This window comes from Acidobacteriota bacterium, assembly GCA_009838525.1.
In the GTDB taxonomy this organism is placed as follows: domain Bacteria; phylum Acidobacteriota; class Vicinamibacteria; order Vicinamibacterales; family UBA8438; genus VXRJ01.
In genome coordinates, this window is the sequence record VXRJ01000002.1 from 67,446 (window position 1) to 83,394 (window position 15,949).

At 68.5% G+C, this 15,949-nt stretch carries 16 protein-coding genes and 1 tRNA gene; 9 read left to right on the forward strand and 8 right to left on the reverse strand.

The window, feature by feature from the left end; all coding sequences use genetic code 11:
* Positions 1 to 6 precede the first annotated feature (6 nt).
* Positions 7 to 80, reverse strand: a tRNA-Gln gene (locus tag F4Y45_00310).
* Between the two features lie 42 nt (positions 81 to 122).
* Between F4Y45_00310 and F4Y45_00315 the strand changes: the two genes are divergently transcribed.
* A complete protein-coding gene (locus F4Y45_00315) occupies positions 123 to 1,619 on the forward strand; it encodes a lipase maturation factor family protein (protein MXY22955.1) in 1,497 nt (498 codons plus the stop codon).
* On the opposite strand, the gene F4Y45_00320 is transcribed toward F4Y45_00315, so the two are convergent.
* From F4Y45_00320 to mtgA, 6 genes are all read right to left on the reverse strand, one after another.
* On the reverse strand, positions 1,603 to 2,451 hold the full coding sequence (locus F4Y45_00320; protein ID MXY22956.1) for a transglutaminase family protein: 849 nt from the start codon (positions 2,449 to 2,451) through the stop codon (positions 1,603 to 1,605). The genes F4Y45_00315 and F4Y45_00320 overlap by 17 nt on opposite strands.
* Entirely contained in the window at positions 2,448 to 3,230 is a 783-nt protein-coding gene (locus F4Y45_00325) for a peptidase (protein ID MXY22957.1), read from the reverse strand. The genes F4Y45_00320 and F4Y45_00325 overlap by 4 nt, the downstream gene beginning before the upstream one ends.
* Complete coding sequence (locus F4Y45_00330; GenBank protein ID MXY22958.1) at positions 3,227 to 4,192, reverse strand: alpha-E domain-containing protein; 966 nt, start codon at positions 4,190 to 4,192, stop codon at positions 3,227 to 3,229. Before F4Y45_00330 ends, F4Y45_00325 begins: the two co-directional genes overlap by 4 nt.
* 24 nt (positions 4,193 to 4,216) lie before the next feature.
* Entirely contained in the window at positions 4,217 to 5,662 is a 1,446-nt protein-coding gene (locus F4Y45_00335; GenBank protein ID MXY22959.1) for a circularly permuted type 2 ATP-grasp protein, read from the reverse strand.
* A 61-nt stretch (positions 5,663 to 5,723) separates the two neighbouring features.
* Positions 5,724 to 5,972: a ribbon-helix-helix protein, CopG family gene (locus F4Y45_00340; GenBank protein ID MXY22960.1), complete on the reverse strand. Its 249-nt coding sequence runs from the start codon at positions 5,970 to 5,972 to the stop codon at positions 5,724 to 5,726.
* 69 nt (positions 5,973 to 6,041) lie between these two features.
* Complete coding sequence (gene mtgA, locus F4Y45_00345; protein ID MXY22961.1) at positions 6,042 to 6,827, reverse strand: monofunctional biosynthetic peptidoglycan transglycosylase; 786 nt, start codon at positions 6,825 to 6,827, stop codon at positions 6,042 to 6,044.
* A 35-nt stretch (positions 6,828 to 6,862) separates the two neighbouring features.
* Between mtgA and F4Y45_00350 the strand changes: the two genes are divergently transcribed.
* From F4Y45_00350 to F4Y45_00385, 8 genes are all read left to right on the forward strand, one after another.
* Positions 6,863 to 7,450, forward strand: coding sequence for a hypothetical protein (locus tag F4Y45_00350; GenBank protein ID MXY22962.1), 588 nt, complete (start codon positions 6,863 to 6,865; stop codon positions 7,448 to 7,450).
* A complete protein-coding gene (locus F4Y45_00355) occupies positions 7,450 to 8,331 on the forward strand; it encodes a magnesium transporter (protein ID MXY22963.1) in 882 nt (293 codons plus the stop codon). Before F4Y45_00350 ends, F4Y45_00355 begins: the two co-directional genes overlap by 1 nt.
* Positions 8,328 to 9,650, forward strand: a complete 1,323-nt coding sequence (locus F4Y45_00360; GenBank protein ID MXY22964.1) for a CBS domain-containing protein — start codon at positions 8,328 to 8,330, stop codon at positions 9,648 to 9,650. Before F4Y45_00355 ends, F4Y45_00360 begins: the two co-directional genes overlap by 4 nt.
* Before the next feature lie 9 nt (positions 9,651 to 9,659).
* Entirely contained in the window at positions 9,660 to 10,595 is a 936-nt protein-coding gene (locus F4Y45_00365; protein ID MXY22965.1) for a BON domain-containing protein, read from the forward strand.
* Between the two features lie 2 nt (positions 10,596 to 10,597).
* Positions 10,598 to 11,383, forward strand: a complete 786-nt coding sequence (locus tag F4Y45_00370; GenBank protein MXY22966.1) for an ABC transporter permease — start codon at positions 10,598 to 10,600, stop codon at positions 11,381 to 11,383.
* Positions 11,380 to 12,129 carry an ABC transporter ATP-binding protein gene (locus F4Y45_00375; GenBank protein MXY22967.1) on the forward strand — a complete coding sequence of 250 codons (750 nt, stop codon included), beginning with the start codon at positions 11,380 to 11,382 and terminating at the stop codon, positions 12,127 to 12,129. The genes F4Y45_00370 and F4Y45_00375 overlap by 4 nt, the downstream gene beginning before the upstream one ends.
* Positions 12,130 to 12,163: 34 nt before the next feature.
* On the forward strand, positions 12,164 to 13,543 hold the full coding sequence (locus F4Y45_00380) for an MCE family protein (protein ID MXY22968.1): 1,380 nt from the start codon (positions 12,164 to 12,166) through the stop codon (positions 13,541 to 13,543).
* A 153-nt stretch (positions 13,544 to 13,696) separates the two neighbouring features.
* The gene (locus F4Y45_00385) at positions 13,697 to 15,058 is read left to right on the forward strand and encodes a mechanosensitive ion channel (protein ID MXY22969.1); all 1,362 of its coding nucleotides are present in this window, start codon (positions 13,697 to 13,699) and stop codon (positions 15,056 to 15,058) included.
* Here F4Y45_00385 and F4Y45_00390 read toward each other — a convergent pair.
* The coding region (locus tag F4Y45_00390) for a ferrous iron transporter B (GenBank protein ID MXY22970.1) at positions 15,047 to 15,949 on the reverse strand (903 nt) is incomplete at its 5' end. The genes F4Y45_00385 and F4Y45_00390 overlap by 12 nt on opposite strands.

Genomic DNA, 15,949 nt, shown 5'->3' on the forward strand with positions numbered 1-15,949 from the left:
CAGGATTGGCTGGGAGGCAGGGATTCGAACCCCGATTCCACGGTCCAGAGCCGCGTGTCCTACCGTTGAACGACCTCCCAGCAAGAGGACTCGGGTAGGCTGGAACCTCCAATTATAGCCGCATGGCCGCGATGCTGCCTGGCGCGCGCCCTGCCTTCGCCCGCTCCCGCGCGCTGTTTCTCCGCCTGCTCGGTCTCGTCTATCTCGTCGCATTCGCTTCGCTGACGCCCCAGGTCATCGGGCTCATCGGCGATCAGGGCCTGTTGCCGGCCTCCGGATACCTGGAACGCGTATATGACCTGTTCGGGGCCGACGCCTATCGGCAATTGCCGACCCTGCTCTGGCTCTGGCCGTCGGACGGGATGCTGCTGACGTTGTGCTGGGTCGGCATAGCGTTGTCCGTGGCGGCGATGGCCGGGCTCGCCCCGATTTCCGTCTTTGCGCTGCTCTGGCTCTGCTACCTGTCGCTGACGCTCGCCGGACAGGACTTCCTGTCGTTTCAGTGGGACATCCTGCTGCTCGAGGCGGGAGCGCTGGCGGTGCTCTATTCGCCTCCGGCGTGGCGGGCGCCGCTACGGAACGGAGCGTCCGAGCCGTCCGCCGCCGGACGCTGGTTGATCTGGGGGCTCGCGTTCAAGCTCACGTTTCTGTCCGGGGCGACGAAGCTGTTGAGCGGCGATCCGACTTGGTGGGGCCTGACGGCGCTCGACTACCACTACGAGACCCAGCCGATTCCCTCCTGGGTGAGCTGGTACGCGCACAACCTCCCCGAGTTCGTTGGGCATGCGTCCGTCATCAAGATGTTCGCGGTCGAACTCGTCGCGCCGTTCGCGCTCTTCCTGCCGGTGCGGTTCCGCCGGGCGCGGATCGTCGGTTTTGGCGTGCTGTGTTCGCTGCAGGTCGCGATCGTCCTGACCGGGAACTACGGGTTCTTCAACCTGCTGACGGTGGTGCTGTACGCGTCGATGCTCGACGACGACGCGCTGGCCCTTCGCTGGCGCGTTCCCGCCTCGTTCGGCGGCGTGCCGCCGGTTCCGAGACCACGCCGGCGCGGCGCGGGTCACTGGGTGCTGATTGCCGCCGCCGCCGGAATGGCCCTGCTGAGCACGCTCACCCTCGTCCGCGAGATTCGCCGCCCCGCGCCGATGCCGGCCTGGTCGAATACGCTGCTCGGCGCCGTTGCGCCGTTCCGGTCCGTCAGCGGCTACGGCCTGTTCCGATCGATGACGACCGAGCGGCCCGAGATAGTTATCGAAGGGTCGGCGGACGGCACGACGTGGCGGGAGTATCCGTTCCGGTGGAAGGCGGGCGATCCGGCGCGCGCGCCGGGCTTCGTCCAGCCCCACATGCCGCGCCTCGATTGGCAGATGTGGTTTGCCGCGCTCGATCCGCAACGGCAGGCGCACTGGTTGCTGCCGCTTGCCCAACGCCTGCTGGAGAACGATCCGCTGGCCCTTGGCCTGCTCGACCCCGCCGCCAATCCGTTTCCGGACGAGCCGCCGCGGTACGTGCGCCTCCTGCTATACCGCTACCGTTTCACGACACCGGCGGACGCTTCGGACGACTGGTGGGCGCGGGAGCTGTTGGGGCCGCTGACGGAGCCTATGCCCCGGCCGTGATGTCGACTTCGGTCTCGAGCTCGTGGGTGACGTCGTCGCCCCGATAGGTACCGGTCACCGGCGCGGCGGCAGCCGGTTCGGCGGCCGCGGCGAGCGCGATATGCCGGTCGGCGACGGCGAGGCCCTGGCTGGGGTCATAGCCGCGCCAGCCGCCCCCCCTGAGGAAGACCTCACCCCAGGCGTGGAGGTCGGCGGGACGTTCCTTGTCTCCCGTGTAGCAGTAGCCGCTGACGAACCGCGCGGCAAGTCCCATCGAGCGGCAGCAGTCGACAAAGAGCACGGCCAGGTCGCGGCACGCTCCCTCGCCCTTCTCCAACGTCACTTCCGCCGGTTGCGCCGCGCCGTCGTCCCGGCCGATGAAGCCCAGCCGCTGCTGGATCATCATGGCGAGCACCCGGGCGTACATCGCCTGGTTCCGCTTCGATTCGTGTGCCGCCTCCAGCGCCAGCTCGCGCACGGAAAACGGCGCGGCGTCGGGCGGAAGCCGGTACTGTTCGAGCCGTTTGGCGAAGTCGGGCGCGTAGGCGTACGGCAGGGCGCGGTCCGGCTCGGCGATCAGGTAGCGAAACGGGTCGGTGACGAGGGTGTCGACTATCGCGCGCGTTTCGATCGTCAGGTGTTCGGTCTCGCCCTCGAACCACGCGTGGGTGATGACGTTGCCCTCCGGATCGAGGTTGTCGGAGTGAATCTGCGGCGCAGGGTCGATCGACAGATCGTAGTCGACCACCCGGAGCGACGCGTCGGTTCGCGGATGCAGCCGAATGACGTGCGGTTCGAGGCCGACGGGCCGACTGTAGCGGTACGAGGTACGGTGGTGAACGGTTAGTCTCACGGGACGGGTTCCTGCGGCGCGGCGACTCCGGGCGGTTCCGGAGTGTCGTCCATTGCGTTGAACGCCTGATCGAACCACTCGCCAGGCGTCTCTTCCACCGCGTGGCGGAGACGTTCGTCCCACCAGCGCGAGAGTTCTTCGAGGTGGCTTTTCTGGAACCGGCGCTCGACGATGTGGAACGATCCGCGCCGGTACAGAACGACATCGATCGGAAAGTCCACGTCAGCCGCGCTCACCCTCGTCTCATCGAACGATAGCAGGGCTACCTTGAAGGCATGTCGCAGGGAGTCGGCCACCGTCAATGCGCGGTCGATGATCGGCTTGCCGTAACCGGTCGACCCGATGACGTGGTACGGCGTCAGCCGCCCGGTGTCGATCCAGTTTCCTTCCGGGTAGAGCAGGTAGAGCTTGTGCTTCCGATCCTTCGCCATCTGCCCGCCGATCAGCGCGTGGATGTTGAATTGCATCCCCGCCTCCGTGATCGGCTTGCGATCCTCACGGGCTACTTCACGCACCTGGGTGGCCAGCAGATTGACCACCTCGTAGAGCCGCTCGAAGGGCTTCCCGTGTTCCGACCGCTCGGTCAGGCGCTCGTCGAAATAGGTGAGCGTCTTGTCGCGCAACGACCGGAGCCCCGACGTCATGACGAAGAACGTGCCGGTCGGCGGTGAATAGACCGTCACCTTCCGGAGCGAGGTCACCTCCCGGCCGGATGTGATGACGGTGTCGGCCAGCCCGACGAGTCCCTCATCAATGTTCATGCCGACGCAGTACGTCATCCTGGGGCATCCGTGCGCCGCGGTGGCGCAAAGAAGGTGCGCGTGATTTCGACTCCGACCCCGTTGAGCCGGTTCTGGATGCTGTCGAGAAACTCGTGCAGGCCGGTCCGAATCACGTCAGCGATGTCAGTATAGTCGAGGTCCGCGACCAGCCGGCCGAGCGCCCGTTCCGCGCTGTTGGCATAGCGGCGGAGGGGTGTGCCGGTCACGGAGTGCAGCGACGTCTGCGCCTCGATCGCGCAGTGGTGCACCGAGCGGGGGAACTCCCGGTTGAGCAGCAGGAAGCTGGCCACGGCGGGAGCCGCAACGGGGCCGTGCGTCCGACGGTAGGCCTCGAACGCGCTGGCTGAACGGAGCAGGGCGCTCCACTGCAGATCGTCAACCGGCTTTCCCACGTCTTTTGGCGACGGCAGGAGCAGGTAGTACTTCGTGTCGAGGATGCGCGTCGTCTGATCGCCCCGCTCCGTGAACTGACCCATTCGGCTGAAGTGCCACGCCTCGCCGTGCTCCATCGTTTCGTTCTTCGCCCCTTCGATCCGGTAGCTCGATCGCTGGACGTGCTCGAAAAAGGCATGGGCGTCCGCCAGGGCTCGCGAGCGCGCCCCGGGCTCCCGCAGGAACAGGTAGAACGTGTTGATTGCCTCCCACATCTCGGACGAGATGATCTCGCGCACCGAGCGCGCATTCTCGCGAGCGTTCGTCAGGCACGAGACGATCGAATTTGGGTTGTTCGCGTCGAAGGTGAGGAACTCGATGACGTTGGAGCGCGTCGGCCCGTCGTACGCCGCCCGGAACGCGGCGTGGTCGCCGGTCACCTGCACCATCGGATCCCACTGCTCCTCGGCCAGGCCGGGCATCTGAAGCTGCAACTGGTTGTTGACGCCGGCGACGCGCGCCACGTTCTCGGCCCGCGAGATGTAGCGGCTCATCCAGTAGACCGACTCGGCGACGCGGCTCAGCATGGTCTTTGACGGCAGCGGTGTCGGTCAGGCCTCGGCGGGTGGTGCGAGCACCCAGGTGTCCTTGCTGCCGCCCCCCTGAGACGAGTTGACGACGAGCGAGCCCTTCCGGAGGGCGACGCGCGTCAGTCCACCCGGCAGCACGTAGCGGTCGCGTCCGTAGAGGATGTACGGTCGCAGGTCGACGTGGCGGCCTTCGAAGCGCTTCTCGACGCGCGTCGGAACCCGCGAGAGTCCCAGCGTGGGTTGCGCGATGTAGTTGCGCGGCTCCGCCTCGATCCGCCCCGCGAAGTCGCGCAACTGCTCGCCCGTGGCGGCGGGACCGATGAGGAGTCCGTAGCCGCCCGATTCGTTGGCCGGCTTGACCACCAGCTCCGCCAGGTGATCGAGAACGTAGCGGCGGTCGTCGTCCCGCCAGCAGAGGTAGGTCGGCACGTTCGGCAGAATCGGATCCTGGTCCAGGTAGTACCGGATCATCTCCGGCACGTAGGCGTACACCACCTTGTCGTCGGCGACGCCGGTGCCGGGTGCGTTCACCAGCGTGACCCGCCCGCGCTGATACAGGTCCATCAGCCCCGGCACGCCGAGCAGCGAATCGGACCGGAAACACGTGGGATCGAGAAAGTCGTCGTCGATCCGCCGGTACAGCACGTCGACCGGTTCGTATCCGTGCGTCGTCAGCATCTGGAGCCGGTCGTCCACCACGTGGAGATCACGCCCCTCCACCAGCTCGATGCCCATTTGCTGGGCCAGGAACGAATGCTCGAAGTAGGCAGAGTTGAACACGCCCGGCGTCAGGAGGGCGACACTCGGCCGGCCGGCCCGCTCCGGCGCCACTTCTTCCAGCATCGTCAGCAACCGGCTCGGGTAGTCCTGCACCGGCCGGACTCCGAGTCCCTCGAAGACGACCGGGAACGTCTCGGTCATCACGGCGCGGTTCTCCAGGACGTAGGACACGCCGGATGGACACCGCAGGTTGTCCTCCAGGACGTAGATCGTCCCGTCCCGGTCGCGCACCAGGTCGGTGCCGGTGATGTGGCACCAGACGCCGCGGGGCGGACGGAGTCCGATGCACTCGGTCCGATAGCCCTGCGACGATTCCACCACGTCGGCCGGCACGACACCGTCCCGCACGATCTTCCGGTCGTGGTAGACGTCGGCGATGAAGAGGTTGAGCGCTTCGACGCGCTGCATCAGCCCCCGTTCGATGGGCGCCCAGGTGTCGTGCGCGATGATCCGGGGCACGACGTCGAACGGGAAGATCCGCTCCGTTCCTTCCTCGTCGCCGTAGACGGTGAAGGTGATGCCGGTGTGGAGTAGTGCCTGCTCCGCGGCGGTGTGCCTCCGAATGAACTCGCCCTCCGGCAGCCCCTCGATCCGCTCCACGAGCGCACGCGCCTCGGGCCGGGGCGTGCCGTCCGGCCGGAACATCTCGTCGTAGAAACCGCCGACGTCGTAGCCGTTGAAGTTCATCGCGGCTCTGGCCGGTGAGGATCCTACCGTGCGATCGGGGCGGCGGTATCAATGAAGAACTTCATGAATCGAAGACTTCTTCCAGATAGCGGTCATGTTCTTCCGCCAGATCCGGACATCTGGAACGGAACCTCCCGGCGAGCCCGCGCGCGCGACCGGCTAGCTCGGCACGGTCCGACAGCGACCCTCGAGCCATGTAGTCGGCCACGCACTCGCGCACCAGATCGGCCATTGGTCGGGCCTCAAGCCGGGCCTGCTCCTTCAGCGCACGCGCCAATTCCTCAGGCAATCGAATCTGGATCCTGACCATAGCTGCCACGTTAGCCGATCTGATGAGAGGCCGCGCCCGATACGTTACCGCTGACGGCTGCCACGCTGCCTAGTCGAGTGCGGCGACCAAGTCGACGCCGCCGAGCTGCCGCATGTGCCGGCGGATCCACGCCTGCCGTTCGCGGACGTAGGGCGACGGGTCCTCGACGCGCAGCCGCGCCGGGTTGGGCAGCACGGCGGCGAGCAGCGCCGCCTCGTCGGCCGTCAGTTCCGACGGCGTCTTTCCGAAGAAGTGCTCGCTGGCCGCGGTAATCCCGAACAGCCCGCCGCCGAACTCCGCAACGTTCAGATACACCTCGACGATCCGTTGCTTGCTCCAGCAGAGCTCGATCAGGACGGTCAGGTACGCCTCCAGGCCTTTCCGGACGAAGCTGCGCCCGGGCCAGAGGAAGAGGTTCTTCGCGGTCTGCTGGGAGATGGTGCTCGCGCCGCGCAGCCGCCCTCCCTCCCGCGCGTCTTCCAGCGCCATCTGGATCGCCTCGACGTCGAAACCGCTGTGATCGGGGAACTTCTGATCCTCGGAGGCGATCACCGCGAGCGCCGCCTGGGGCGCGATTTTCTCCCAGTCGGTCCACCGGTAGGTCGGCGGCGCGAGGCGCTCCACCTCGGCCGAGGCCTCCACCGCGGTCCCGGAGAGCCACGCGCTGCGGAGCATGAAGGCGGTGGTCGGCGGCGGCGCCCAGCGCAGGAGGACTATCAACGCCAACGGAAGGCCGACGCACAGAGCCGTGCTCCAGAAGCCCGCGCGCCATAGCGTTGTTCGCCACGGCAGGCCCGAGCCGCGACGCCCGCCGCGTCGCCCCCGCCGGCGGGATGGCCGATTGGTTCCAGTCATTTCCCTTGGGATAACCTAGCAGGTCTCCTCCGACCATGGATCTGAACGCGCTGTTCGAGTCGCTCGCCACCTCGGCGGACGGCACGGTTCGGCCACTGCTGACGGCGTGGCTGGTGCAGGCCGGCGTGTTGCTGCCCCGCCTGCTGGTCGCGATCGCGATCGTGGTGGCGGGGCTCATCGTAGGCCGGATTGCCCGGAACGCGGTGACCGCCGGCGCCCGGGCAGGCCGCCTCGCCCGCGCGGACCTGCTCGGCCGGGCGGCGCAGTTTGTGGTGGTGGCGTCCGCCGTCGTTACGGGCATCGATCAGGTGGGCGTCGACAGCCGCTTTCTGACCGCGGTCGTCACTATCGTGCTGGGAAGCGCGCTGGGCGGCACCGCGCTGGCGTTCGCGTTCGGGGCTCGAACTGAGGTAAGCAACCTTGTGGCCATGCACTACATCCGACAGGTGCACCGCCCCGGCCAGCTCATCCGCCTCGGCGACGTGCAGGGGCGAATCCGCGAGTTCACGAAGACCAAGGTGATCGTTGCCTTGGACGACGGTGAGGCGCACTTGCCGGCGCGGCTGTTCAGCGACCAGGTGGCCAGAGTGCCGGCGGCGCAGGCCGACTCCGATCAATCGTGATGCCGGGGCGGATCAACAGCGTGGACGTCGACCGGCAACTGGCGGACGCGTTCTTCGCGCACCATCCGACCGAGGTCGCCCGCACGCTGGACACGGCGCCGCTCGCCGAGATTGCCGCGTTGTTGTCGGAAACGGACAGAGCCCGCGCGGCGCCGGCCGTCTCCGCGATGGACCCGGCTGTCGCGGCCGAGGTGCTGGGCCGGGTCGATCCTGCGGTGGCGGCGCGTATCGTCGAGGAGCTGCCGCCGCGCGCGGCGGGCGTCCTGCTGCGTCGCGCCTCGGCGCCGGCCCGTTCCGCAATCCTGGAACGGTTGCCGTCTCGCACCGCGTCGCGCCTGGGCGCGCTATTGCAGTACCCGGAGGGAAGCGCCGGGGCCCTGCTCGATCCCTCGGTCCGGACGGCTCCTCCCGACCTGACCGCGCAGGCGATGCTCGACCGGCTGCGCGTGGCCGGCGCGACGGTGCCCTCCTATCTGTACGTCGTCGATCGGCACGGCGTCCTGATGGGGGTCATGACACTCCGGGAACTGATCGGCGCGGTGCCGGACGCCCGGCTGGGCGCCGCCGCGAAGCGCCGGATCGCCACGCTTCCGGCAACGGCGGATCGCGCCGCCATCGTGACGCATCCGGCGTGGCGCGACCTCCGGGCGCTGCCGGTGGTGGATCGCGACGGCCGGTTTCTGGGCATCGTCCGGCACGAGACCGTACACGAACTGGCGTCCGGCGCGTCAGCCAGCGGGCTGGAACCGGCTGCGACGGGCATTGCCCTCGAAATCGGCGAACTGGTCTGGGACGAAGGCGTCTCGCTGGTGGAGGATCTGTTCGAAGCACTGCACGATATGTCCGAGCCGGCGCGACCCATCGATACGGTGGCGGGATGATGGCAACGTCGGTCGCCGCACTTCGGACGTCGCTGGCGGAAGAGTACACGCGCCTGTACCCCGGTGAGGCGGCGGCGGTTCTGGAGGAGCAGTCCCCGGACGACCTGGTCGGGCTGGTGGAGCGGAGCGCGATTGCGGGAATCGCACCGGTCTTCGCGGCCTTCACGCCGGCTGCCGCCGCAAGGCTGCTCCCGCTTCTGCGGCTGGAACGGGCGGTCGCCTTGTTGCAGGCGATCGACCCCGCCCGCGCGGCCTCCCTCTGCGCAATGCTCGATCCGGCGCTGCGGGATGATCTGCTGGCAACGTTGCCGGAAGCGGATGCTCGCGAATGGCGCGAATTGATGAGCTATCCGGTCAACACCGCGGGCGGATTGATGACGGTGCGGGTCGAGACCTTCCGCCCGGACACTCCGGCGGAGACGATCATCAGCCGTTTGCGGGCGCGCCGCGCCGCCTCGGAAGGCGGACCCGACGGGGAAGTCGCGCTGGTCGATGCCGGCGGGCATCTGGCCGGCATGGTCGAAGTGGCCGCGCTCGCGGCGGCGGATCCGGCGGCGCCGGCGGCGCAGCTCGCGCGTCACGGGAGTGTCGGCGTCCCGGCGGTGACGCCGCGCGAAGAGGTGGTCGACCTGATGAAGCACACCGGCGCCGGCGCTCTCCCGGTGGTGGACGCCACCGGGCGCCTTCTGGGTATCGTCCGCCATCGCCAGCTCGCGAGGGCCATCGAGGCCGGCGCGACCGCCGGTCTGCAGACGATGGTGGGCGCCGGCGGAGAGGAACAGGCGCTCTCGCCCGTGGGCCTCGCGGTCCGCAAGCGGTTGCCCTGGCTGCAGATCAACCTTGCCACGGCGTTCCTCGCGGCGTCGGTGGTGGGTCTCTTCGAAGCGACGATTGCCCAGGTGACGGCGCTCGCCGTCCTGCTCCCGGTGGTGGCGGGGCAGTCGGGCAATGCCGGGTCGCAGGCTCTCGCCGTCACTATCCGCGGCCTCGCCCTTCGCGAAGTCCGCGTTCGACACTGGCGGGCCGTGGCCATGAAGGAAGGGGCGGTCGGCCTGATTAACAGCCTCGCCGTCGCCGCCACGACGTCGCTTGGCGTTTACGTCTGGAGCCGGTCGCTGGGTCTGGCTGCCGTCATCGCCCTCTCCATGGTGGCGTCGATGGTGGTCGCGGGTCTGGCCGGCGCGGTGATTCCGATGGTGCTCAGCGCCATGCGTCAGGATCCGGCGCAATCGTCCAACATCATCCTGACGACGGTGACCGACGTTGTCGGCTTCTTCAGTTTCCTCGGTATCGCGACGCTGCTCATGTCGATGCTCTGAGTGACGTTGATGAGCATGTCACGTCTGTGGATTTCCGTGTTGGTCCCTCTGGCGGCGGTCGTCCCGACTGCCGCCGCGGAGGCGCAGACCGTCGCCCGGGAGGCGCAGGCCGTCGCCGGGGACGCGGGTACCGCGGTCGCGGACGCCCTTACTGCCGTCCGGGTCAAGACCGCGATCGTCAACGACGCCGCCGTGGGCGAGCTGCCGATCGAGGTGCACGCTCTTGGGGGCGTCGTCACCCTGGAAGGGGTCGTTCGCACCGCGGATCAGGCGGCCCGCGCGGTCGACCTGGCGGCGGACGTGCCGGGTGTGGCGCGGGTCGAGTCGGCCCTCGAGGTCGGCGATCCGGACCCGCTGGCGGAGCAGAGGCGGCCGCGCCTGCCCGCGCTCGCCCCCCGGCCCACCGAAGGGCCTCGGCGGCTGATCGGCGCGGGCGGCACCATGCACCTCAACGGCGCTTCCAGCGCGCCGCTGGATCGGATGCAGTCGATCCGTCCCGTCTTTCGGTTCGGCTCTAGCACTGGCTTCGGCCCGTCGGTGTCGTTCAGGGGAGGCGAGGCGGCGCTCGATCCGGCGGACGGAACCCAGACGGCGCTTGCCGCGGTCCGGCTGCGGCCCGTGATGGCCGGCCTCAACTACAACCTCGTCAGCCGGCGCGTGACGGTCGGGGCGGGAGTCGTCGCCGGCTATTCGTTCAACAGCCTGAATGTCGAGACCGCCCGGGCCGGTCCCGGCCGCGCCATCGCCGTCACGAACTCCTTCGTCGTCCAGCCCAAGGTGGACGTCTGGTTCGACGTGACGCGGCGCATCGGCTTCACGCTGCAGGCGGGTTATCTCGTCAGCCGTCCGAAGGTGACGTTCGGCAGCGACGACGTCGTGACGACCGAGCGGGTCCGGGTGAACACGGTGGTGGTGAGCGCGGGTCTGGCGTACTGGATCTTCTGACGATGCTGCAGGCGTTTCGCGCGTTCGCGGTATCCCACCTGGCCGGCGCCGGCGCGGCGTCGCTCTTCGCCGGGCGCGCGCTGGTCGCCGCCTTCCGGCCGCCGTTCGAGTTGAAGGAGACCGCCCGGCAGATCTACGAGATCGGTTGGCGTTCGCTGCCGCTCATCACGGCGTCCGGTTTCGCGGTCGGCATCGTGCTCTCGATGCAGACGCGGGCGTCGCTCGAACGATTCGGCGCGGAGGCACTCATTCCGACCGGCCTTGCCCTGGCCCTCGTGCGCGAGACCGGACCGCTGGTAACCGGCCTGCTGCTGGCCGGGCGGGTCGGCGCCGGTGTCGGCGCGGAGCTGGGTGCGATGAAGGTGACCGAGCAGATCGATGCGCTGGAGGCGGTGGCGGTCGACTCGTTCAAGTTCCTCGTGGTGACCCGCATGATCGCCTGCATGGTGGCGATGCCGCTCCTGACCGCGGTGATGAACTTCACCGGCATCGTCGGCGGATGGGTGGCCGAAGCGCCCATCTCCGGGATGGACTTCACCGTCTATTTCCGCACGGCCTTCTCGGCGGTCCAGTTCACCGACTACATTCCGAGCACTCTCAAGACGGTCGTTTTCGGCTTCATCATCGCCATCACCGCCGCGTACCTCGGCGTCAACGCCCGCGGCGGCACCCAGGGCGTCGGCTACGCGGCGACCCGGGCCGTGGTCGTGGCCTCCATCCTGATGATCGCGGCCAACGTGGTCCTGGTCCGGTTGATCTTCTTCATCTTCCCCGAGGCGGCAGGGTGACGGACGGCGCTCCTGCCATCCGCCTCGAGCATGTCTCGAAGGCGTTCGGCTCGTTCCGCGTCCTCGACGACGTCTCGCTCACGATACCGCGGGGCGATGCAACCGTCGTGCTCGGCCGGAGCGGCACCGGCAAGAGCGTCATGCTCAAGCACGTGGTCGGCCTGCTGCAGCCCGATGCCGGCCACGTCTTCGTCGGGGAGACGGACATCACGACGCTGTCGCCGGCCGAGCTCTCGACGGTTCGCCGGCAGGTCGGCTTCCTCTTTCAGAACGCGGCGCTGTTCGATTCGATCACGGTGGGCGAGAACGTCGCCTTTCCGATGCGCCGCCACGGCGACTGGCCGGAACGGACGGTGCGGGAACGCGTGGCGCAGAAGCTGGCCGCGGTCGGCCTGGAGCATGCCGCGGACCTGATGCCGTCCGCGCTCTCCGGCGGCATGCGCAAGCGGGCCGGCCTGGCGCGGGCGATGGCGCTCGATCCGATGGTCCTGCTGGTGGACGAGCCGAGCGCCGGACTGGATCCGATCACGTCCGACGAGATCGACATGCTGCTGGTGCGCGTCAAGGAGGATCTGGGCACGACGCTCATCGTCGTGACGCACAACATCCCGAGCGCCCGGCGGATCGGCGACACGCTGCTGTTCCTGCACCAGGGCCGGGTCCTGGCGCGGGGCACGGTGGCCGAAATGGATCGAAACGAGCACCCGATGGTGCGCCAGTTCATGAGATCGGAAGCAGGCGGGTAGAGCCTGCCCGCAGGTCGAAGGAAGGAGATCAACGATGGGTTCCCCACGCCTGGCGCTGGTTGGCGCGTTCGTTATCGGCGGATTGTTGCTGTTCGCGGTCGGACTGTTCATGATCGGCGACCGCCGATTGCTTTTCACCGAGAGCTTCGAAGCGGTCGCGGACTTCGGCAACGTGAACGGCGTCGAGGTGGGCACGTCCGTCCGCCTGTCGGGGCTGGCGGCGGGTGAGGTGATTGCTCTCACGCTGCCCCCGGATCCCGGCGGGCGCTTCCTCGTCAGGATGCGCATCCGGGAGGATCTGCGCCCGCTGATCCGGACCGATTCGGAAGCGGCGATCCTGACCGACGGGCTGCTGGGCGCGGCGTTCATCGAACTCCGGTCCGGAAGCCCCGATGCGCCGACGCTGGAGGACGGCGGCACGATGCAGGGGATCGACGCGGTGCAGGTGGCCGACCTGATAGCCGAGGGGCGCGAGACCTTCCGCGTCGTCGCCGACGAAATGGTCGCCATGCAGGGCCGGGTCCAGGGAACCTTCGACGACCTGGGCGAGACGGTCGACGCCACGACCGAGCTGATTCGTGACGTCGGCGTCGACGTCCGGGAAGTGGGCAGCGCGAGCGTGCTGCTGGTCGATTCCGCGCGCGGCGTGATGGACGAAGCGCAGCGCCTGGTGGAGGGCGTGGCGGAAGGCGAGGGAACGGCCGGCCGGCTGCTGACCGACGACACGCTTTACACGCATCTGGCGGGTGTCGCCCGGGAGACCGAGGCGACCATGCGGGCGGTTCGCGGCAGCGCGGAGGAGGTCCAGATGATGGTCAACGGATGGACCCAGGACGACAGCCCGGCCCAGCAGGTGCTGGTGGACGCGGGAGACGTGGTCACCTACGCGCGCGACGCCATGGCGGACCTCGCCGAGAACACCGAGGCGATGAAGCGCAACTGGCTGTTCCGCGGTTTCTTCTCCGACCGCGGCTTCTACAACCTCGACGAGATGACGCGCGACGAATACCGCGAGCTGCTCGTCGACGATCGCTACACGCCGCTCCGGATCTGGCTGTCAGCCGACGTGCTCTTCGAGGCGGCCGGGGACGGCGAGCGCCTCGAACTTGGCGACGGCGCCGAGCGGCGGCTCGAGGAAGCGATGGGCGAGCTGCTCGACTACCCGCGCAACGCGCCGCTGGTGGTGGAGGGGTACGCTACCGCTGGCGGCCCCGGGCAGCAGTTCCGGGAGGCGCAGGAGCGAGCGTCGGCGGTGCAGGCGTGGCTGACGCGCGTCTTCCGGCGGTCGGCGGAGCTGACCGGCACGATGCCGCTGGGGCCGGACGCGCCGGAGAGCCCGGCCGGCAATGGCCGGTGGGACGGCGTCGCACTGACGCTGTTCGCGGCGACGGAGGAGCTCGAGACCGAAGACTAGCGGGTGCGCCGGCCGGTGCGCCGGCCTCCAGGCCGGCACTTGTGGTCCGCCGGTCTCCAGGCCGCCATTCACGGTCCGCCGGCCTCCAGGCCGGCACTAGACACAACGCTCCGCGCTCCTCTCCGAGAAGCGTACAGATAGGATGGCAACAGGATGCTGACGTTCTTGCAGGATTGGCTGATCGGCCAGGGGGTGCCGGCCGGCGCGGCCGGGTTGCTCGCCCTCGCGGCCGACATCGGCGTGGTGCTGATTCTGGCGTACCTGGCCGACGTGGTGACGCGGCGGTTCGTCGTGCAATACGTCCGGGGTCTGGCCAGCCGGTCGATTACCCATTGGGACGACCACATCGCCCGCCACCGCGTGCTGGTCCGGCTGGCCCACGTCGCCCCCGCGGTGGTGATCTACTACCTGGCGGTCCCGATCCTCGGCGACTATCCGGAAGTGCAGGCGGTGGTCCGGCAGCTCGCCCTCATCTACATGATCGCGATCACCGCGCTTGCCATGGACGGCGCCCTGAATGCGGCGGCGGACGTGGTGAAGGGAACGGGGAAGGCCCGCGGCCTGCCGGTCACCGGCGTGGCGCAGGTGGCGAAGCTGGTCCTCTATGGCGTCGCCGCCATCAGCGTGCTCTCTCTCGTCCTCAACCGGTCCCCGCTCCTGATGCTGAGTGGTCTCGGGGCGGCGAGCGCGGTGCTGATGCTGATCTTCCGCGACGCCATCCTGGGGTTCGTCGCCGGCATTCAGCTCACCCTGAACGACATGGTGCATCGGGGCGACTGGATCGAGATGCCGTCGCACGGCGCGGACGGCGACGTGATCGAGGTGGGACTGACGACCGTCAAGGTGCAGAACTTCGACAAGACCATCGTCACCATCCCGACCTACGCGCTCATCAGCGAGTCGTTCAAGAACTGGCGCGGCATGTCGGAGTCGGGTGGGCGCCGCATCAAGCGGGCGATCAACATCGACATGAACTCGGTGCGGTTCTGCACCGAGGAGATGCTGGCCCGGTACATGCGGATCCGCTACATCGAGGAGTACGTCGAGCGGAAGCGGGCCGAGGTGGAGAACTGGAACACCGAGCACGGGATCGACCGCGAGGACTACGCGAACGGCCGTCGTCTCACCAATCTCGGGACGTTCCGCGCCTACATCGTCGCCTACCTCCACCACCACCCGATGGTGCACGACGACATGACGTTTCTCATCCGCCACCTCGATCCGACCGAGCACGGACTGCCGATCGAGATCTTCGTCTTCAGCCGCGATCAGGACTGGATACGGTACGAGGCGATCCAGGCGGACATCCTCGACCACCTGCTGGCGATTGCCCCGCAGTTCGACCTGCGGGTGTTCCAGAGCCCGTCCGGCGCGGCCGTCGAGCGGGCCCTCGGCGCGGTAGCGCGTCCCACGGGCGCGGTTACGAGTCCACCTGACACGGTGACGCGCCCGGCCGGTGCAGGCGTGGCGACGGACGCGGAGGCTGGTTCCGCCGCGGTGCGCTCAGGCGAGTAGCCGCCAGACCTGCGTCACCAGGAAGCAGACCGTCACGCCGATCGCGACCGGCAGCAGGGCGGCGACCGTGGTCCACCGTGCGCTCCGCGTCTCCTTCCAGATCGTGTAGATCGTCGTGGAGCACGGATTGTGGAGCAGGCTGAAAAGCATCAGGTTGACGGCGGTCAACAGCGTCCAGCCCCCCGCGCGCAGTAGCGACCCGGTGGCGTCCGCACTATCGAGCTCGAACATCACGCCCGCTCCCGCTCCCGCGTCGCCCGTGATGCCGGACGCCGTCAGCACCGTCAGCATCAGCACGGTCGGGATGACGATCTCGTTCGCCGGAATCGCCACGACGTAGGCGAGCAGGATGACGCCGTTCAGGCCGATCAACAGGCCGACCGGATCGAGCCAGGCCACCGAATGCTCGGCGATGCTGACTCCGCCGAAAGAGATGTTCGAGATCAGCCAGATGACGGCGCCGGCCGGAATCGCGAAGATGACGGCGCGCCAGAGCACGATCAACGTCCGGTCGATCACGGACGTGTAGAGCGTCTGCAGGATGCGCGGCGGCCGGTAGGGCGGCAGCTCCAGGCTGAAGCTGGTCGCCTCGCCGCGCAGCACGGTGCGCGAGAGGGCCCAGGACGCGACGAGCATCATGGCGATGCCGAGCAAGGCGATCCCGACGACGGCGCTGGCCGAGACCAGGCCGGCGAGATGCGCCGGGGCAAGCGCGCCGATGAAGATCGACGCGATCAGGATTTGCGTCGGCCAGCGTCCGTTGCAGAGGGAAAAGTTGTTCGTGATGATCGCAATCAGCCGCTCGCGCGGCGAGTCGATGACGCGCGTCGACACGACGCCGGCCGCGTTGCAGCCAAACCCCATGCACATCGTGAGCGCCTGCTTGCCGTG